This is a genomic window from Bacteroides sp., assembly GCF_030151085.1.
Taxonomy (GTDB): Bacteria; Bacteroidota; Bacteroidia; order Bacteroidales; family Bacteroidaceae; genus Bacteroides.
In genome coordinates this window covers 18,661-38,879 of sequence record NZ_JASLER010000046.1, presented here as the reverse complement: position 1 = coordinate 38,879, position 20,219 = coordinate 18,661, and the positions used below count along the sequence as shown (strand labels likewise).

Annotated in this window: 18 protein-coding genes and 1 riboswitch; of the genes, 8 read left to right on the top strand and 10 right to left on the bottom strand. The window is 40.6% G+C overall.

Going from position 1 to position 20,219, the window contains the following annotated elements; translation table 11 throughout:
- The first annotated feature begins 6 nt into the window (after positions 1-6).
- A complete protein-coding gene (locus tag Q1W14_RS08640) occupies positions 7-762 on the top strand; it encodes a DUF4252 domain-containing protein (protein ID WP_300700761.1) in 756 nt (251 codons plus the stop codon).
- Between the two features lie 59 nt (positions 763-821).
- Here Q1W14_RS08640 and Q1W14_RS08635 read toward each other — a convergent pair whose 3' ends face one another.
- The 4 genes from Q1W14_RS08635 to Q1W14_RS08620 form a co-directional block, all read right to left on the bottom strand.
- Complete coding sequence (locus Q1W14_RS08635) at positions 822-2,747, bottom strand: PAS domain-containing hybrid sensor histidine kinase/response regulator (protein WP_300700759.1); 1,926 nt, start codon at positions 2,745-2,747, stop codon at positions 822-824.
- Positions 2,748-2,954: 207 nt separating this feature from the next.
- Positions 2,955-3,995 carry a recombinase RecA gene (gene recA / locus Q1W14_RS08630; RefSeq protein ID WP_300700757.1) on the bottom strand — a complete coding sequence of 347 codons (1,041 nt, stop codon included), beginning with the start codon at positions 3,993-3,995 and terminating at the stop codon, positions 2,955-2,957.
- A gap of 95 nt (positions 3,996-4,090) precedes the next feature.
- Positions 4,091-4,537 (bottom strand): thioredoxin-dependent thiol peroxidase, encoded by a 447-nt coding sequence (bcp, locus tag Q1W14_RS08625; protein WP_300700755.1) that lies wholly within the window; start codon positions 4,535-4,537, stop codon positions 4,091-4,093.
- Between the two features lie 13 nt (positions 4,538-4,550).
- Complete coding sequence (locus Q1W14_RS08620; protein WP_300700753.1) at positions 4,551-5,744, bottom strand: saccharopine dehydrogenase family protein; 1,194 nt, start codon at positions 5,742-5,744, stop codon at positions 4,551-4,553.
- 150 nt (positions 5,745-5,894) lie between these two features.
- Here Q1W14_RS08620 and Q1W14_RS08615 point away from each other — a divergent pair, with 150 nt between their 5' ends.
- The 3 genes from Q1W14_RS08615 to Q1W14_RS08605 all read left to right on the top strand — a co-directional run bounded on the left by Q1W14_RS08615 (position 5,895) and on the right by Q1W14_RS08605 (position 8,682).
- Entirely contained in the window at positions 5,895-6,773 is an 879-nt protein-coding gene (locus tag Q1W14_RS08615) for an AraC family transcriptional regulator (RefSeq protein WP_300700751.1), read from the top strand.
- A gap of 82 nt (positions 6,774-6,855) precedes the next feature.
- A complete protein-coding gene (locus Q1W14_RS08610; RefSeq protein ID WP_300700748.1) occupies positions 6,856-7,773 on the top strand; it encodes a hypothetical protein in 918 nt (305 codons plus the stop codon).
- A gap of 114 nt (positions 7,774-7,887) precedes the next feature.
- Complete coding sequence (locus Q1W14_RS08605) at positions 7,888-8,682, top strand: META domain-containing protein (protein ID WP_300700745.1); 795 nt, start codon at positions 7,888-7,890, stop codon at positions 8,680-8,682.
- 57 nt (positions 8,683-8,739) lie between these two features.
- Here Q1W14_RS08605 and Q1W14_RS08600 read toward each other — a convergent pair whose 3' ends face one another.
- Complete coding sequence (locus tag Q1W14_RS08600) at positions 8,740-9,327, bottom strand: Crp/Fnr family transcriptional regulator (protein ID WP_300700742.1); 588 nt, start codon at positions 9,325-9,327, stop codon at positions 8,740-8,742.
- Entirely contained in the window at positions 9,290-10,705 is a 1,416-nt protein-coding gene (locus tag Q1W14_RS08595) for an MATE family efflux transporter (protein WP_300700739.1), read from the bottom strand. Before Q1W14_RS08595 ends, Q1W14_RS08600 begins: the two co-directional genes overlap by 38 nt.
- A gap of 420 nt (positions 10,706-11,125) precedes the next feature.
- Between Q1W14_RS08595 and dnaK the strand changes: the two genes are divergently transcribed.
- From dnaK to Q1W14_RS08575, 4 genes are all read left to right on the top strand, one after another.
- Entirely contained in the window at positions 11,126-13,045 is a 1,920-nt protein-coding gene (gene dnaK / locus Q1W14_RS08590; protein ID WP_300700735.1) for a molecular chaperone DnaK, read from the top strand.
- Positions 13,046-13,273: 228 nt separating this feature from the next.
- Complete coding sequence (locus tag Q1W14_RS08585; RefSeq protein ID WP_300700732.1) at positions 13,274-13,798, top strand: hypothetical protein; 525 nt, start codon at positions 13,274-13,276, stop codon at positions 13,796-13,798.
- Complete coding sequence (locus Q1W14_RS08580) at positions 13,746-14,342, top strand: tetratricopeptide repeat protein (RefSeq protein WP_300700730.1); 597 nt, start codon at positions 13,746-13,748, stop codon at positions 14,340-14,342. Before Q1W14_RS08585 ends, Q1W14_RS08580 begins: the two co-directional genes overlap by 53 nt.
- 29 nt (positions 14,343-14,371) lie before the next feature.
- On the top strand, positions 14,372-15,256 hold the full coding sequence (locus Q1W14_RS08575; protein ID WP_300700727.1) for a hypothetical protein: 885 nt from the start codon (positions 14,372-14,374) through the stop codon (positions 15,254-15,256).
- A 17-nt stretch (positions 15,257-15,273) separates the two neighbouring features.
- Here the strand turns inward: Q1W14_RS08575 and Q1W14_RS08570 are convergent, their stop codons facing one another.
- From Q1W14_RS08570 to Q1W14_RS08555, 4 genes are all read right to left on the bottom strand, one after another.
- Entirely contained in the window at positions 15,274-16,116 is an 843-nt protein-coding gene (locus Q1W14_RS08570) for a nitroreductase family protein (RefSeq protein WP_300700724.1), read from the bottom strand.
- 13 nt (positions 16,117-16,129) lie between these two features.
- Positions 16,130-17,362, bottom strand: a complete 1,233-nt coding sequence (locus Q1W14_RS08565) for a Cof-type HAD-IIB family hydrolase (protein ID WP_300700721.1) — start codon at positions 17,360-17,362, stop codon at positions 16,130-16,132.
- 161 nt (positions 17,363-17,523) lie between these two features.
- Positions 17,524-18,792 (bottom strand): cellulase-like family protein, encoded by a 1,269-nt coding sequence (locus Q1W14_RS08560; protein WP_300700717.1) that lies wholly within the window; start codon positions 18,790-18,792, stop codon positions 17,524-17,526.
- Positions 18,793-18,974: 182 nt separating this feature from the next.
- Positions 18,975-19,859 carry an AraC family transcriptional regulator gene (locus Q1W14_RS08555; protein ID WP_300700714.1) on the bottom strand — a complete coding sequence of 295 codons (885 nt, stop codon included), beginning with the start codon at positions 19,857-19,859 and terminating at the stop codon, positions 18,975-18,977.
- A 100-nt stretch (positions 19,860-19,959) separates the two neighbouring features.
- Positions 19,960-20,160, top strand: a riboswitch (cobalamin riboswitch).
- Positions 20,161-20,219 lie beyond the last annotated feature (59 nt).

Below are 20,219 nucleotides of genomic sequence, written 5' to 3'. Positions count from 1 at the left end.
GCGGTTATGAAAACAATGAAATTTATTTTGGCATGTTTACTATTTTTGTCACCCCTGCTTTGTCAGGCGCAAAAGAATTTGTTCAACAAGTATAATGATATGAAAGGGGTATCGTCTGTTTATATTTCTAAAGCAATGATGGAGTTGAATCCGAATTTGTTTATGAAAGACCTTTATATAGGTAAGGTTGCAGATCGTTTGAATTCTGTTCAAGTGTTTTCGACTAAGGAAGATAAAGTAAAAGCAGAGATGCTTAAAGATATTCGATCCTTGGTTCAGTCCTCTAAATATGAATTACTCATGAAGCAAAAAGGTACTGTATCCGGTTCTGAGGTTTATGTGAATCGTAAGGGAAATAAAATAAAAGAATTGATTATGGTGATGGATGGAGCTGCATCTCTGAAATTTGTATATATGGAAGGGGATATGACGTCGGATGATATAAAGAAACTCATGTTATATCAGAATACTGGAATGAATACAGGCGGTAATATGCATCATATTTTTGATGGTAGCTATAATTTGGCGGATGCTAATATTTGGGATAATTTGAAAAAAATGGAGGGTTTGCAAGGTTTAGAGGGACTGAAAGGTCTGGAAAGTCTGAAGAACCTGGAAAGTTTAAAAGGGTTAAGCAGTTTGAAAGATTTGAGCAAATTAAAGGATAGCGAGTATCTGAAAAAACAGATGGATACTGAAACTTGGAAAAGTTTTGAGAAAAGCATGGAATTGCTGGAAGAGCGTTTAGAAAACCTAGAATAGCACAAATCCTGTTGATAAGTGCAAAAAGCTTTCCTTAAAAAGCCTATTTCAGCGAAACCTTATCCTATAGGAGTGTTTCGCTGATTTTGTCTACAATACTTTTCAAGTATGTTGATGATCTCTTGTTTTTTTACAGGTTTGGTTGTGAAGTAATTGCAACCTGCAGCCAATGCAGCCTCTTTATCCGTATAAAACGCATTGGCAGTTAGAGCGATGATAGGGAGGGTATTGTTGAATTCCCTAATTTTGGCAGTTGCTTCCAAACCATTCATTTCGGGCATCCTGATATCCATAAAAACAATGTCGAAAGTATGATCTTTCGCTTTCTTTACTGCTTCTACTCCATTGATAGCACGTGTCAAATGACAGTGTCTAAGGATTTTCTGAATAAGCAGGAAGTTACTATCATTATCTTCTGCAATAAGAATATTGAGATCTTTTATGTTGACCGGGCAGTTTGCCGGACGTTGTGCTATGCTTTCTGCTTTTTCTTCAACTTCAATATCTTGCGACTTTTCAATAAATTCCACATCCGTAATTCCAATATACCAGAACTCGGACCCTTCATTTTCTTTGGATTCAAAGCCAACTTCTCCTTTCGTAGCATTGGCTATCGCCTTACAAATTGAAAGTCCCAATCCTGTACCTTGCGCAAAGGTATCTAATTTCTCAAATCTGCCAAATATTCGATTTTTCTTTTCATCGGGGATACCAATGCCAGTGTCTTTTACATAAAGTCTCACTTGTCCCGGTTGGCATTCATACCCCATAGTAATTTCACCTTCGGGAGTATACTTAATGGCATTGGTAACAAAGTTGGTGAAAATCTGGGTGAAACGGTATTTGTCGAAATTTGCCACACACCTTTTGTAAGGGTTGACAAGTTTCAAAGTTACTTTGGGGTTTTTAATGCGCTGTTGGAATGAACGGAATAATTCATCACAGAGTGAGCATAAGTCCAAATCCTGTCTGTTTATATCAATGGAACCGACTTCTATTTTTGATAAATCCAGAATATCTCCAATAAGCCTTAAAAGAATATCGCTATTTGTTTCAATCAATTGCTTATATTCATTCTTTTCTTCTTCATTTTCAACTTCGGAAAGAAGTGCGGAAAATCCTACAATGGCATTGAGCGGAGTGCGGATCTCATGGCTCATGTTAGCGAGGAAGGTCGATTTTAACTTGTCAGCTTCTTCTGCTTTATTCTTTGCCATAATTAGTTCCTGCTGATACTGAACGTCTTTGGTGATGTCCCTTTCTATAAAAGTGATTGATATTACTTTTCCTTCATCGTTTTCTCGTGGACTGAAGGTGAAATGATTGTAGCAAAATTCCTCATTTTCTTTATGCATAACCCTTAATACAATGCTGTTATCGGGAAGAGTTTGTTTGGCTATAATAGAATTTACTAATTCGAGGAATTTATTTCTATCATCCATATGAATGGTTTTAAGGATAGACTCAAATGGAATTTTCTTAATATTTTCAACGTGAATATCGAACTTATGGAATGTATTATCTTCAATATTGTAGTTCCATGAGATCAATTTACCGGCTTTAAGCGCCAATGCCAATTCTTTTTGTGTGGATTTTATTTTTCTTTCTTGAGCTTTCTTTTCGGTAACGTCTTCACAAGTCAATATATATCCTTTTAATTCTCCATTCGGCCCTTTCATAAGATTGACTTTTGTGACAAAATATTTTCGACTTCCTCTGATGGAAGTATCAAAAAAGTTTTCACCGCAAAGATCAAAATCATAATCAGTTTCGAAGGAAACGTCTAATCCTTGCTTTAGTAGTGCTTTATCTTCCGTTCCGATATTGGGGTCATTGAAGATATTAATATCATATACTTCCTTCATTGTGACGCCAAACATGTTTAATGCGATGCTGTTGGCATATTTTAAATAACCTTCTTCATTATATAAGACTAGTCCTAACGGTACATATTCAGGAGCAAGTGAAAGCAAGTCATTTTCCATATATTCAATTGTTTGCAGCAAAATAGTTCATTCTATTTTTCATTGAGGATGCAAATGTATTCAAAAACCTTGGATTTAAATAAGTATAATTCTTAAAAAGGTGTGAATTGCCTTTTTTGAAAGGAAGCTTTAACTAAAAAGAAAAACGCTCCCAAAGTTATATTAGGGAGCGCTTTCATAATTTTTATAATCTAATAAGCAGATAGCTTACTTATCTTTCCTCAATTCTGCAAAAATGAGTCCTTCCAGTTCTTCTGCCAATTCAGGATTATCGAGAATAACTTGTTTAGCAGCATCGCGTCCTTGTGCAATTTTAGTGTCATTATAGCTAAACCAAGATCCACTTTTCTTAACGATGCCCAAGTCTGCACCTAAATCGATGATTTCACCTGCACGAGAGATTCCTTGGCCGAACATAACATCGAATTCTGCTCTGCGGAAAGGAGGAGCTACCTTGTTCTTCACTACCTTTACTTTTGTTTGCTTACCAAGTACTTCCTCACCGTTCTTTATAGCCTGTCCCGGACGAATATCAATACGAACGGATGCATAGAATTTCAGAGCATTACCACCGGTAGTTGTTTCAGGATTACCGAACATTACACCGATCTTCTCACGCAACTGATTGATGAAGATACAGGTAGTGCGTGTCTTACTAACAGTACCCGTCAGCTTACGCAAAGCTTGTGACATGAGTCGAGCCTGCAAACCTACTTTATTTTCACCCATATCACCTTCAATTTCGGCTTTTGGAGTCAAGGCAGCAACAGAGTCAATTACAATAATGTCGATAGCAGAGGAACGGATTAATTGTTCTGCAATTTCTAATGCCTGTTCACCGTTATCCGGTTGCGAGATATATAGATTATCTACATCAACGCCTAGTTTAGAAGCATAGAAGCGGTCGAAGGCATGTTCTGCATCAATAAATGCAGCGATACCACCTGCTTTTTGTGCTTCAGCTATCGCATGGATTGCCAAAGTGGTTTTACCGGAAGATTCAGGACCAAAGATTTCAATGATACGTCCGCGAGGATAGCCACCTACGCCAAGAGCAACGTTAAGTCCGATAGAACCGCTGGGGATAACTTCAATCTGCTCGACGTTTTCGTTCCCCATTTTCATGATAGAACCTTTACCAAAGCTCTTCTCTATTTTGTCCATGGCGGCTTGCAGGGCTTTCAGCTTTTCGCTGGGAGCTGCGCCACCACCTTCATTCTCAAAATTAAGTTCTTCTTTTTTTGCCATATTATTTTAGTTATAAATTATATAATTAGTGATTAACGATTAGTGATTAGTGACTTGCGATAGTGATCACTTAAATCACTAATCGTTAATCACTATTATAAGATTTGTGCGGCGTGGTCGCTGGTTTTCACTTCCTTCGGTGTGATGATACGTTCAATCACACCTTCTTCATTAATGATAAATGTGGTGCGGAAAGTTCCCATATATTTACGTCCGTACATACTTTTCTCACCCCATACACCAAACTGCTCTACCAACTTTTTATCAGTATCTGCAACCAAGGTAAAAGGCAAGTTATTCTTTTCAATAAATTTTTTATGCGACTTCTCGTTATCTACACTGACTCCTATGACTTCATAGCCAGCTTTTCGCAGATCGGAATAATTATCACGCAGATTGCAGGCTTGTGCCGTACAACCGGATGTAGAATCTTTCGGATAGAAGTAAAGTACTATTTTCTTTCCTTTATAGTCGCTAAGGCGAATTTCTTCGCCTTTCTCATTGATACCCAATACTTCGGGGGCTTTATCTCCAATAGTCATGATGGTTAATGTTTTATAGTTCTAGGTTTCCGTCAATCACTTCATGCCAAGGCAAACCTTGCTTGTTGAGTTGTTCCATGAAAGGATCGGGGTTGAACTCTTCTACATTCCATACACCCGGTTTCTTCCATACACCTTGAAGGAACATCATGGCACCAATCATAGCAGGAACGCCGGTAGTATAACTTACTCCTTGCATACCTGTTTCTTTGTAGGCTTCCTGGTGGCTACAGTTATTATATACATAGTAAGTGCGTTCTTTACCGTCTTTCAAGCCACGGATGCGACAACCGATAGAAGTTTCTCCTTCGTAGTTCTCTCCTAAATCCTGCGGATTAGGAAGTACAGCCTTCAGGAATTGCAACGGAACAATCTTCATACCATTGTATTCTACTTCGTCGATACGAGCCATACCGATATTTTGGATAACACGCAAGTGAGTCAGATACTCCTGACCGAAAGTCATCCAGAAACGAGCACGCTTGATGGTGGGGAAGTTCTTAACCAATGACTCCAACTCTTCGTGGAAAAGCAGGTAGGAATCACGCGGACCGATGTTAGGATAGGTCAGATCTTTATGAATTTCCAATGGTTCGGTTGTTACCCATTCGCCATTTTCATAATAGCGTCCGTTTTGCGTAATCTCGCGGATATTGATTTCCGGATTAAAGTTGGTAGCAAATGCCTTGTGGTGATTACCGGCATTACAGTCCACGATATCCAGATATTGAATTTCGTCAAAATAATGTTTGGCGGCATAAGCAGTATAAATGCCACTAACACCCGGGTCGAAACCACAACCTAGAATAGCAGTTAGCCCGGCATCTTCAAAACGTTTTTTGTATGCCCATTGCCAGCTATATTCAAAGTGAGCCACATCTTTGGGCTCATAATTAGCAGTATCCAGATAATTAACGCCCGACTTCAAACAAGCTTCCATAATGGTAAGATCTTGATAAGGCAGAGCTACGTTTATGACGATTTCAGGTTTGAAACTATTGAAGAGTGCCACCAGCTCGTCCACGCTATCTGCATCTACTTGGGCGGTTTTGATGTTTGGGTTACCAATTGCTTTTACAACAGCGTCACATTTGGATTTGGTACGGCTGGCAATCATGATTTCTGTAAACACATCAGGATTTTGAGCCACTTTGTGCGCAACAACGGTACCTACACCGCCTGCACCAATAATAAGAACTTTACCCATTTCTTCTACTTACATTATTATATTATAGGTTCATAAAATACGGAGAGCAAATATAAGAGATAATTCTTAGATTAACATTAAAATCATGCTAAATACTTCGTATAAAACGTATTTTCCATATATTTGCATGAAATGTATTTTTGAATATTTATGGCTGCGAAACGTCTCTTTATTCCCGACAATGTGATGTCTGCTACCAAGGCCGGAACAGACAAGACTGTACGCTTGTTGCAATATACCTCGCTTACTACGACGGAGAATTTTGATGTGTTTCTTACTCATAATGCATTGGTCTATATTCTTTCCGGCATAAAGCAGATCAAGATAGCTCAGTCTGGCTTTCAGATTAATCCTGGCGAACTGTTTCTGATACCTCGGGGAGAATATGTCATGTCCGAATATTTGACTGGTGAAAATGGCTTTCGAAGCGTTATGCTGTTTTTTACTAAGAAAGCCGCCCAGGACATATTAGAGCGAATAGACAGTAGCTTGTTGACCACTGAACATACCCAAAGTAATAATGCGGTAAAGATAATCTCGCCAAACCAGAATATTGAGAGACTATTTCTTTCATTAGAAGCTTATAGCAAAGGAGATAATCCTTATATGTGTGAACTTGTCCGACTCAAATTCTCCGAACTCATATACCTCTTATTGGATAGCCCTTATCGGCAACTTATCATAACTTTTCTGGTGGATGCTTCCAAAAGTGAGAATCCTTCCATCGCTTCTGTACTCGATAATCATCTTTACTCATCGGCGACTATCAAAGAATTGGCAATGTTTTCCGGTAGAAGTCTTTCGAGTTATAAACGCGAGTTCACTTCTCATTATGGCGAGCCTCCGCGTTCTTGGATTCGAAAGAAAAAATTGGAACGTGCTGCATTCTTGCTTGAGACTACTGATAAAACTATGGAAGAAATCTCCGAAGCTTGCGGGTTTGTCAGTACTCCTCATTTTAGCCGACTCTTTAAAGAACAATATCAGTTGACGCCGACTGCATTCAGAGCTAAACAGGCAAAAACTTGAACTGAATAGATAAGCCTTTAAGGATGTTTCGTTTGTACTTTTGTATTATCAAAAATAAAGTTGAACTAAACACTATTGTATTATGAAAAGTAAATTATCTTTTTTCGCTTCTTTTCTGGGTATCTTGCTGATAATTGTCGTTACAATCTCTTGCCAGAACAAAAAAAGTGAGACTAAGCAGGAAAGTGCCGCTCCTGTGGTAATCAATGAAAACCTTCGTTTCTGCGAAGCTACTTATCCCTATGAAGGAGGAATCTTGATAGGTAGTTTTGGTACTGACCAACTGAATCCGCTAAACAATGAAGGCAAAGGATATATTGCCTATTATGAAGATGGAAAATCTGAAATCCTGATTCCGGCTGATGGTACGCTATCGGCTCCGAAGGGTATGTATACCAGAGATAAATATCTATTTGTTTGCGATGTAAATAAGGTAGTAGTCTATAATCTTGACTCGTTGACTACGACTCCCCAAATTATTCATTTTCCAGAAGAGGACTTATTTGTTAATGATTTGGTTGCACAGGGTAATACGTTATATGTTTCTGTGACAAATACAGGACGTGTTTATAGCATTGACATTAGTAATTTGGATAAGTTGGAACAGGCAGTTCCCGTTAAGTGGGTGGATATTGCAGGTCCTAATGGTTTGATTATAGATAATGCTGCCATGTATGTAGCTTCTTATCCGGCTGATGGCAATACAACAGAAGCCAATGTGGTCTATGTGATACCAGATATTACTAATCCGGTACCGGAAAAGTTCATCACTACTCCCGGACAATATGATGGCATCGCATTATCGGAAGATGGAAAATCGATGTACGTTACTGATTGGTCTCCGGCTATTCATAGTATAGATATGGAAACTCGTAAAATGACTCTTCTGGTTGTAGGAAAAGAAATGGTGGGACCGGCTGATATTTCAGTCGTTGGTAATCAGATGTATATTCCTGATTTGCCCAATAGTCAGGTAATTTGTATATCAATTGACAATTGATAATCTCTGTTAATCCATGTAATCTGTCGTGAAATCCTTTATAGTAAATGTTTCAACTCAATTTTTTCATGTATATTTGCACTCGAAAAAAAATAACTTAAACAACGAATAACAATGAAAAAAGTATTTGTTTCTCTGTGCATGGCAGGTGCATTGATAAGTCTGTCATCTTGTGGTTCAACAAAGAATGCCGCTACTCTTTCTTCAATTAGTGGCGAGTGGAATATAATCGAAGTAAACGGTACAGCTGTAGTTCCTGCTCCGGGACAAGAATTTCCTTTTATCGGTTTTGATACAAAGACTGGAAAAGTCTATGGCAATAGTGGATGCAACCGTATGATGGGTTCATTTGATGTAAATGCTAAGCCCGGTACAATCAATCTTGGCGCTTTGGGTAGTACTCGTATGGCTTGTCCGGATATGACTGTGGAAAATAATGTTTTGGCGGCTTTAGGTCAGGTAAAGAAATACAAGAAATTGGGAAAAGAAAATATGGCATTGTGCGGAACATCCAGCCGTCCTCTTGTAGTGTTACAAAAGAAGGAACCGGAAGTTAAGTTAACTGTTCTAGATGGAAAATGGATGGTTAGCGAGGCTGGTGGAGAAGTAATTCCCAGTGGTATGGAAAACCAACCATTTATAGAATTCAATGTTTCTGAAAAGAGATTGCATGGAAATGCCGGATGCAATATTATCAATGGAGCATTTGAGGTAGATGGTAATAATGCTACAGCAATTTCATTCCCTCAAGTTATCAGTACGATGATGGCATGCCCCGATATGGAAGTAGAAGGACGTGTTTTGAAAGCATTAAATTCTGTACAGTCATTTGGTCAGTTAGCAGGTGGAGGCATTGGCTTCTATGATACAGACAATAATCTGGTATTGGTATTGGTGAAGAATTTATAATCATTACTATAAGAAAAGGCTCTCGTGGATATCTACGAGAGCCTTTTTTTATGTTTACTACCGACGCTTCCTTGTGTTCTTTAATTCCGCCCTTATTCTGCTCAAAGATTGTGGCGTAATATAGAGATAAGATGCCAAATATTTCAGTGGAACATCTTGCAATAATTCCGGATTTTCTTCCATCAAAGTAAGATAGCGCTCCCTGGCAGTTGGAGGAGTACCATAAGCCACTGAAGCATTATCTACCGATAGGATTTCGCATTCAAATATCTTCCTGCCAAAGTTTGCCATTTCTATGGAATGTGAGAATAGTTTTTCCAATTCTGCCTTAGATATGCAGTATGCCGTACTGTCATTTACAGACTCGATATTGAGCTGAGAAGAATCTCCATCTACATACCCCCATGAAGAAAAAGCTGCTTCTCCCGGACCGACAAACCAGAGAGAGTTCTCAGTTCCATCAGTAAGGTAATAGGCACGCCAGATACCCTTTTTTATAAGGTAAAAATTAGAGTTGCGTTCTCCTTCCTTGATAATGAGTTGACCTTTGGAAAAGCTGACTTCTGCCATATTAGACAGAAGTTCAAATAAGCTTTTCTCCGTTAGTTTATACTTTTTGCAGAATTTCTTGATCATGGTTTCCATGCTGCAAAGATATGCAATTTTCTTTGCTCTCTCTTTTTCGGATAATGTAAATCACGAATATAAAGATAGTCGTTAGCAGTTCGGCGAGGGGAGTGGCAAGCCATATACCACGATTCCCCAATAGCAATGGTAGCCCGAAGAAACATGCAGTCAATAGGATAAAACCACGCAACAAGGTGATGATAGTAGCATACTTGGCACGCTCTACACTTTGGAAATATCCTATTGAAACAACGTTGACGGCAAAGAAGATAAAGCCGGTAGCATAATAGGGCAAACCTTCTACTGCTATTTCGTAAGCTGGATAACTACGGTCGATAAACATGCCTACAATCTGCGGACTGCAAAACATTGTGACTAATGCGAAACATGCGCCGCAAGTAATGGCTGTCTTTAGTGCTAACCGGTAGGTTTGACGAACCCGAAGGCTTTCTTGCAAGCCGTAGTTATAGCTGATTATAGGCTGTGCCGACTGGGCAATGGCATTGTATACCATAAATATAATAGGAAAGAAGTAACAAGCGATGCTGAATGCTGCTACACCGTCTTCCTTTAAATAATGAATGAATACTATATTACCTACAAACATCATACAGGCAATAGCTATTTCACACAGGAAAGCCGAAGACCCTAAACGGCACATATAACCTACGTTACGGCAAGTAAGTAACATACTCTTTTTGCTCAATTTTACCGGATAGAGCCGTAGTGCACACCGGCGACGCATTAAATAGAAGATAATCATTAATGCGCCTACCGTTGTGCCGATGGCACTTGCCACTGCAGCACCGAACATTCCCCAACCAAAGGGAAAGATGAACAGGTAATCCAATATGATGTTTAGAATAGCGGCTACTACATTGCACATCATGGCATAGTTAGGCGAGCCGTCCAATCGGAGGAAGAACATGCCAGAATTGAGTAATGCTGTGAAAGCGGAGAAAGGTACAAACCAACGCATATATTCCACTGCGAATGGCATGAGTCGTTCCGAACCACCGAGCAAACTTACTATTTGAGGAGCAAATGTGCAGAATAGGGTAGAGGTACCTATTAATAACAAAGAAGATATAACGATGGATTGGGTTATATTGATACGTGCCACTTTCACTTTACCATGTGACAAATGAATAGATGCCACTACGGATGCTCCAACTCCAAACATCAATCCGATGCCTGTTGAAAACAGCCAAAGTGGTGCAACTATATTGACGGCTGCAAGAGCATCGCTGCCAATGCCTTTGCCTACAAAGATACCGTCGGTAATCACAAATAATGCAGAGAATATCATTCCCAATACGGTAGGTAGTAACAACTTGCGAAACAATGTAGCAATATCTGTGTTCTTAAAATCAATACTGTCTCTCAACTTTTCCATAAATCTAATCTTTAAACTTACTAATTTTACTTGTTTGACACCCGGGTCTCAGCATATCCGACACCCGGGTGTTGGTATGTTTGACATCCGGGTGTCATACACCCTTTTTTTCGAAAAAGAAAAGTCGAACTTGCTAAAAAGAAAGATCAAAAAGCCTATTTGTCAGACTCATTCCTTCCTATCCCTGAATCCTTTCTTTTTGGTTGGCAAAAGTAGAGCTTTTGAACGGGATAGGAATTAACAAATGGTAATTAAAAGCAGACAAAGTAATCTTAATTCTGCCAAACTGACAGGCAAACTGTCATAAACAAAAAACTGTAACTGCTCTGAACAATTTGGCATAACGTTTGTCTTTCTATTGGCGTCTACTGATGAGGTAGACACCAAAATGGACTTATAACAAATAAAATAATAACGATCATGGGAAAAATTATTGGTATTGACTTAGGAACAACAAACTCTTGTGTTGCTGTATTTGAAGGTAACGAACCTGTAGTAATTGCAAACAGTGAAGGTAAACGTACTACTCCTTCTGTAGTAGCGTTTGTAGATGGTGGCGAACGTAAAGTAGGTGACCCTGCAAAACGTCAAGCTGTTACTAACCCCACCCGCACCGTATCTTCTATCAAACGTTTCATGGGTGAAAACTGGGATCAGGTTCAAAAAGAAGTTGGTCGCATGCCTTATAAGGTTGTAAAAGGTGACAACAATACTCCGCGTGTTGACATCGACGGACGCCTTTATACTCCACAGGAAATCTCTGCAATGATTTTGCAGAAAATGAAAAAGACTGCTGAAGACTATTTGGGACATGAAGTGACAGAAGCTGTTATTACTGTTCCGGCTTACTTCTCTGATTCTCAACGTCAGGCTACTAAAGAAGCTGGTCAGATTGCCGGTCTTGAAGTAAAACGTATTGTGAACGAGCCGACTGCCGCTGCTCTTGCATACGGTATCGATAAGGCTCATAAAGATATGAAAGTTGCTGTATTCGACCTTGGTGGTGGTACATTCGATATCTCTATCCTCGAATTCGGTGGTGGTGTATTCGAAGTGTTGTCAACCAATGGTGATACTCACTTGGGTGGTGATGATTTCGACCAGGTGATTATTGACTGGTTAGTTCAGGAATTTAAGAACGACGAAGGTGCTGACTTGACTCAAGACCCGATGGCTATGCAACGTTTGAAAGAGGCTGCTGAAAAAGCTAAGATTGAGTTGTCTTCTTCTACTAGTACTGAAATCAACCTGCCATATATCATGCCTGTAGGTGGTGTACCCAAGCACTTGGTTAAGACTTTGACTCGTGCTAAATTTGAAGCTTTGGCTCATAACTTGATTCAGGCTTGTCTTGAACCTTGTAAGAAAGCAATGAGCGATGCAGGTTTGAGCAACGCTGATATTGATGAAGTTATCCTTGTAGGTGGTTCTTCTCGTATTCCGGCTGTACAGAAGTTGGTTGAAGACCTCTTCGGTAAAGTTCCTTCTAAGGGTGTTAATCCGGATGAAGTAGTAGCTGTAGGTGCTGCTGTTCAGGGTGCTGTTTTGACCGATGAAATCAAGGGTGTTGTATTGTTGGATGTTACTCCGCTGTCTATGGGTATCGAAACTATGGGTAGTGTAATGACGAAGTTGATTGATGCTAACACGACTATTCCTTGTAAGAAGAGCGAAACATTCTCTACTGCTGCCGATAACCAGACAGAAGTTACCATCCACGTATTGCAGGGTGAACGTCCGATGGCTGCTCAGAACAAATCAATCGGTCAGTTCAACTTGACAGGTATAGCTCCGGCTCGTCGTGGTGTTCCTCAGATTGAGGTTACATTCGATATCGATGCTAATGGTATCTTGAAGGTATCTGCTAAAGATAAGGCTACCGGTAAGGAACAGGCTATCCGCATCGAGGCTTCCAGTGGTTTAAGTAAAGAAGAAATTGAAAAGATGAAAGCTGAGGCAGAAGCTAATGCAGACGCTGACAAGAAAGAACGTGAAAAGATTGATAAGTTGAACCAAGCTGACTCAATGATCTTCACTACTGAAAATCAGTTGAAAGAATTAGGTGATAAGTTGCCTGCTGACAAGAAGGCTCCTATTGAAGCAGCTTTACAGAAACTTAAAGATGCTCACAAGGCTCAGGATTTAGCAACTATTGATTCTGCTATGGCAGAACTGAATACTGCATTCCAAGCTGCCAGCGCTGAAATGTATGCTCAGAGCGGTGCTCAAGGTGGTGCACAGGCTGGTCCTGATATGAATGCCGGACAACAAGGTGGTGCTCAGGATAACAGCAAGCATGGAGATAATGTACAAGATGCTGATTTTGAAGAAGTGAAGTAAGGTAAAAATAGCAATAAAATAATACCGAAATAGAATAAAAGGCGTGTAATTCGTAAGGAGTTACACGCCTTTTTCCATATCTTGACCTTCATTTTTCATCAGTTATTGATTCCTATTTTTTGTCTCATATCATTATTCTTAATGGGAAAGTTTCAACGGATTTCTTCAATCTAAAGTATGGATTGCTCGGATATTTACTGTAGATTTGTATCTTAAAATTTAATACACATGAGAGCTGCACGTCTATTTCTTATATTACTCACCATTTGTCTGCTTGCTTCCTGTCGGAATAATCCTGCCCATAACGATTCCCGTTATACTCCGCTGGCACAGGTATTAAAACAAGCCCAAACTGCCTTGAAGGATGGTGACAGCAACAAAACATTCGGAATTATCGAGTCCTCTTTCTTCCCCCAACTGCCGCAGCAGAGCTCGGACAACTCCATACATGCAATGATTCGCGAAGCTATGTCCACCTATTTCTCCTCTGTAAAGACTGGGAAGCATATCGCGCGCTGCCTGCATTTCTACGACAGCCTTGTAGCTGTGATTCCTCCTCATTCCCTTCTCGATGGGTATCGCAGTGACATCTATGCCAATTCGTCTTTTTGTCGCCTCCCGGCTTGGCGATGCAGAGCATACGGAGGCATTGGTAGACAGCTTCTTCCGGTTGCCCGGTCCCCCGGAGCCAATCCGGGTAATGAGGAACTGCGAACTGGTTGCCGCTGCCGTGGGTTTCACACGAACTCATAAAGACCGAATCCTTCTGCTTGAAAAAGGGCTGGATGTGTATCGGGCAACGGGTGTTCCGTACCCATATACGGGACGTATGATGAGTATGTTGGCATCGGCATATCGCACGGAGTTACGTTATGAAGATGCTTTGCGTGTCAACGAGGAAGCCATCGCCTACTACCAGAAACAGGGTGAGGACGCTGCCATGTCCCTTGCTTATAATCAACTGGCATGGACATATCACCTTCTGGAATTCTACGACAAAGCGCTCGAATCCAACGCTAAAGCCATTGCCATCGGACATCGGAACAAAGGAGCGGCATTGGGTGATATCTACCGTAAGCATGCCGATATATTGAACGCCCTTCACAGGACGGATTCCGCCGTTTATTATATCCGCAAAGGGTGCGAGGCTTCTGCCGCTATGGAACTCAAAGATGCGGTAGTAGGCAGCGATATCGTTCTGGCTGATGTTTATTCGGAGATACCGGATTCGGCTTACAAGGCGTTGCCTTTGCTTTATGCGTTGTTGCCGATACAGCCCAGATTGCGGTGTGGATAAAAGATGATGTAAAGGCCGGCATAGGCAAGGTGCTGTATGCTAATGAAAAAGCTGCCGCCGCTATCCCCCTGCTGGAACAAGCTGCGCATACCTATCAGGAGGCAGAATCGATAGAGGATGAAATCGTCACCTACAACTACCTGATGAAAGCCTACCGGGAAGTGGGGCAGAAAGACCGCTTCATGGCTCGTTATCCCTATTACGCCCAGTTGCAGGACTCGATGCAGAAGATGAAGAATATACGTTCCATCGCTATGGCGAATATCCGCTTCGATACCCGCCGGAAGGAGCAGGAGAACCTACTTCTGTCTGCTGAGGTGGAGTTGAAGAACAACCGTCTGCGTTTTTTTGTGACCATCGGGTTGTCACTGCTTGTTGTCGGGCTGTGTGTCGGTGGCTGGTTCTGGATGAGGCAGAAGGCTTTGAAACTCCATCTGCGCCTCAAAGAGCGGGAGAAGGAAGTGGCGGAAGCTCATCTTCGTGAACAAAGTGAGCGCCTGCAACAACTCATCACCTCGCGTCAGGAACTGAATAATCATAACGAAGAATTGCTGCGCCAACTGGCGGAAGTACAGGAGACGCACGAAAATACTTGCCATTTGGATCAGGTGATGCTCAATCTGCAACCTCGTCTGCTTACCAAAGAGGAAGAAGAGACCTTCCGCGATTCTTTCTCGGCTCTCTATCCCACGGTGCTGCATCACTTGCGCACGGTTTGTCCCCGTGCCACGCGCACGGACGAATTGCTTTGTATGCTCATCGTCTTGAAGCAGACCAATGAGGAGGTAGCTCGCACGCTCGGCATTAGCCGTCCCAGTGTGTTGCAGAATCGCTATCGGCTTCGTACTAAACTTAGTTTGCCCGAAGGTGCTGATTTGGATGTGGAGATAACGAGGATGCTGATGGAATCATAATGTCTTTTATCCTTAGATTAAAGTCTGTCCACATAGTTTGGATATTTGAAAGCAGGCATACCCAAAGCCATTATGGCTTGTACCCTTCCTTCAATTCCTACGATATTATTAAATGTATTTTTATTATCTTGCTTGATGGCAGTAAGTACAAAACCCATGTATACTTGGCTGATGCCTAAAGATTCCGCCATTAATGAAGCATTCTGATAAGCCAGATTGGCTTCTTCACAACCAAAGCGATTGGATTTGGGCGTATGGATTATCAGCAGTGCCGTTGCTTTGCGCAGAATGGGGTCTTTTCCTTCGGCATGTTCTTGTTTTAGACTTTCGAACATGGGGACGTACTTGTACGTATCTTGCATGAATGGCTTTAGAAGAAGCTTTACTATAGGATTCAGCAACACTTTAGCAAGTGAATTGAATACACCGATGGTGTAGTCGCTGACTTGGAGTAACTTATCGGGATCTGTGATGAGTGTGTATGATACTTGTCGGGCATTTGTGCCGGTGGGAGCGTATCGGGCAGCTTCAACAATTTGCTCCAATAGTTCTTGAGGAACAGGCTTGGAGGTAATGGTACGGTTCGAGCGACGCGACTTGATGAGTAACATTACTTGTTCGGGACTAGGCATCTGCGAGTAGTCAATGGAGTGAACATGCTCTGCGGGGAAGTCACTGTGGATCACTGAATGAGTGGGACATACATCGACACAATGTCCGCAACCGATGCAATGTTCGGGATGGATCAGATTGATTTCTTTGCTTCTTTCATCCCTAACCATTATGCCGGAAGGACATACTTGCGCACATTTGCCACACTTGATGCAGCTCTCTTTTTCGATTTGTATTGTTCGGTTCATACGATTGCTTAAATTATCCTTTCTTTAGTACACTATTAACAACTCGTACGGAAGATACCAGTTTGTTGGTTGAAGTGAACACATCTACATTCCATATATGAGAAGAGCGTCCTTTATGTACGATGGTGCCTACTGCACGTACTGTATCTCCTTCGTGAGCTGAGGAAATGTGATTTCCGCTGACTTGCATTCCTACGATTATTTCATCTGGTTGGCAGATGAGCATGGAACCGAGTCCGGCAACCGTTTCTGCCAATGCCAGGGTTGCACCTCCATGCAGAATACCGAAAGGCTGGCGGGTACGTTGATCGACGGGCATGGTTGCTTCCACACGATCTTCGGAGGCATACGTATATTGAATGCCTAGATTTCCCATTAATGCGTAGCGTGCACGTTCATTCAATTGTTCGAGTGGGATTTCTGCAGCACGTACCTCAGCCAATATTAATTTCTCTACGGCTTGAGCTACACCATCTTCTTCGTTGGAGGTTGTTACATAGTCAGCACAAACTTTCACAGAGTCTTGCGAATGTCCCATTGCTATACCCATACCGGCTAGCTGAAGCATGGTTACATCGCAAACACCGTCGCCAATGGCAATTATTTCTTCACGCGTAACGCCCAGTTGTTCCAACAAAACACCTAAGGTATTTGCTTTGTTAACGCCGTAAGGTACTACTTCCAGAAAATAAGGTTCGGAACGGAATGCGTCCAAGGTACCATCTAGTCGTTTTTTCCAGTGTTCTTCCAAACTTATCAAGGCTTTTTCGTCATCACCTACAAGTACACACTTGCAAGGTGCAAAATCTATTGCGGTTGAGAATTCGTCTTCTACAATGATATTGAGGTCGTTTAACTGGGCTTCGTTTCTGATATATTCATTCTCCGGGCTGTCTGTAATGATTGTATCATCATGGTAAGTAAATATATCAAAGCTGTTTTTGTGAGCTTTCTTTTCCAAATAGGGTAGCATCTCGGGATTGATACGTCGTTCAAATAAGATTTCTCCATTATTGGCATTAATTATTTGGCAGCCGTTATAAGAAATAATAAAACCACCGTAGTTGCCTAGTTCGAGTGCTTTGGCTAATGACATTAATCCGTAGGTTGGTCTGCCGGATGCCAATACGATGCGTATTCCCATTTGTTGCACTTTCAGTAGGGTGGCTAGGGTACGTTTGCTGATTTCTCTCTCATTGTTGACTAGGGTACCATCTACGTCAAGAACTAATAATTTATATTTCATGGTAGGTTGATATTTTGGTTTAGATTACAAAGTTAGGAAAATGACGATTAAAACGAAGATATTTCCAAAATATTCTCATTTGTCATTGTAGAAAGTAGAAATGCTGTAGAGGTAAATCTACAGCATTTCCATATAATTGATTTTGTGTGTTCGAAGGGGAGTTAGAGTCTTTTTATCAGCTTTGCTGCTATTTCATTGTCTTTTATTAATGATTCATCTATTTTTGCGGAGCGTATAATTGATGTTAGCTGTTGGTGCCATTTCACATCCCTCCACATACCTACGAATTGTGGTCCACAGAAATTACTGGTGGCTACAGCTACCCACATACCGGTTTCGGCGGCAGTGGTAGCGCCAAGTGCACATAACTCTTTTACCCAATCCCATTTCATCAATGGCCAGTCTTTGTAGTCTACAACTGCCCAACACTCTGTGGTCATTAGTGGACGTTTAAGTCTACGAGCAATATCACCCATTTGGTGAATCCTGTTTACTAACAAGCTTTGCCAATATTCTTGTTTTTCTCTGTACACTCTTTCACCATTGCGAGCAAGGTTTTTATATCCTTCAGGAGTAAAGCGTCCATAATCATACCCCACTGTTCTATCAAATTCTCCACCATTACGCTGAGCCATCCAGATATGTGGTTCATAGAAGTCGAGGAAAGAAGAATCTACATCTTCATAATACCGTAAATCGTCAGAATCGAATGAGAACATGAATGGAATATCAGGATAGTGTTTCTTCATTATTTTCACAGTCTGCTCCATCCAGTCCAAGGATTCCTTTTTATACCATTCCCCCCATCCTTTATTGGGATATTGATAGGGGAAGTAGGGCGCCCATGCATCACCTGGAAATTCATTGCATAAATCCACATATAGAACTGTATCCATAAGTCCTTCCTTTTCAATGGCTTTCAAGGTAGTGATCCAGCAGTCAGCCATCTTATCAGGAGAGGTAAGTTTCATTCGTGTATCATCCACATCTTGTCTAAACCAAGAAGAAAGCCCCACTTTAATGTCGCGTTCGCTACATTTAAACAGGAATTCATTCAGATAAGGTTGTATTTGTACTTCATTCATATCCGGACTACCCCAAGTCTGCTGGTTCCACACTTCTTTCAATAACCATTTTTTCTTAGGATCGGCTGCGAGTAGGTGTGGATAAGCATCCAGTCTGATGGCATTATAACCTCTCTCTACAAGTTCGTTGAGAGCGATATCCCAGTTTTCATAACCAGCTCCCGGCCAACGGCGTTCCAACCAGGAGAAATCCCACATGGTAATAGCCCGTGGAGCTGTTTTAGAAGAGTTCGTTTTGAGTATTTGTTTACTTTCTGTTAATGTAGAAGCATTGAGAAGTGATGACGATACAAGACTTCCTAATGTAACAGTGGCTGATTGTTTCAAAAAATTTCGTCTGTCCATGTTTTTTTTGTATATAGTATTATGAATGATCTATTTTTAGATACTGCAAATATAGGGCATATCAGTTGACGGAGGTTTTTTGATTTTAACAGATAATTATGGTATCTTGCTCTTATGGACAATCTTGTGATTAAAAATAGATCATAAATATGAATAGGGATTGTATTTTAGAGTTTAGTTCACTATAGATCTGTTTTGTCTTTTACTCCATATTTCTTTTGATATTCAGAAGGAAGTAAGCCGGTAGATTTTTTAAATTGATCAATGAAGTTGGATAAATTATTGAATCCTGCTTCCAAACTGACAGTAGATATTTTTGCTTTTCCTTCTATTAATAGCTTTTTCGCATATCCAATGCGCATATCATTAAGATATTCAACGAATGTTTTCTTAGTTCGCTTTTTGAAATAGCGGCAAAAAGCGGTTGGGGTTAGTCCTACAAGAGCTGATACTTCTTCTAACTTGATTGGGGTATTAAATTTCAGAACCAAGTATTTATAAACTTTACTGAAGCGCTCAAAGTCTTCTGAATTTACAGATTCTGTATAACCAACGCTGGCAAGTACTTCATATTCCTCGGTGGTTGCCATCATTTCCAGAAGATTGAATAAATCAATTATCTTTTTAATACCAGTTTCTGTAGATGCATCTGTTATTAATTTGCCTAATAACGTCTTGCTTTCTCCTGTAAATTTGAGTCCTCGGCGCGAAAGCTCTATGAGGTTACGTATATTTGACATCTCCGGCAAACGAATCAGGTTTGTCTCAAAGATTTCGCTTTTAAAGAATAAACATATACATGTGGAACGTAAACCTGCTTTTTTATCGAAATATATTTCATCATTTCTCCATTCATGAGGTAGCTGAGGGCCTATCATACAGACATCTCCTTCTACATATCGTTCTATATGATCTCCTACAAACCGGGTACCTGTTCCTTTGGTAATATACATAATTTCTATAGCCGGATGGAAATGCCAAGGTACAATAAAGTGAGGCAAATCTTCGACATAATATTGTATATGGTTACTTATAGGAAAGGGTAATTCTTGAAATAATGGTTTCATTTTGTGAGATAATAGCTTGTTTATTATTGAACTGGCTGGCAAGATACTGTATTTTTTGAGATATTGTATAATCTGATATTTATTTTTAAGCAATATATTCCTATCTTTGCCAACGTTTTGTTCCGCATCCTCTATTCGGAGGATTGGATGAAAAGGGAATCGGGTGAAAGTCCCGAACAGTCCCGCTGCTGTGAGTTTCATATTGGGTACATCATTACTTATGCCACTATTTCTTGATGAAAATGGGAAGGCGATGTACTGGAGACGAGTCAGAAGACCTGCAAAACAAAGTCGAAAAATTGTTCGTTCGAGGAAAGCGGATAGTGCGCAAGTTAGGATATAAGGATTAATCTTTAGTTA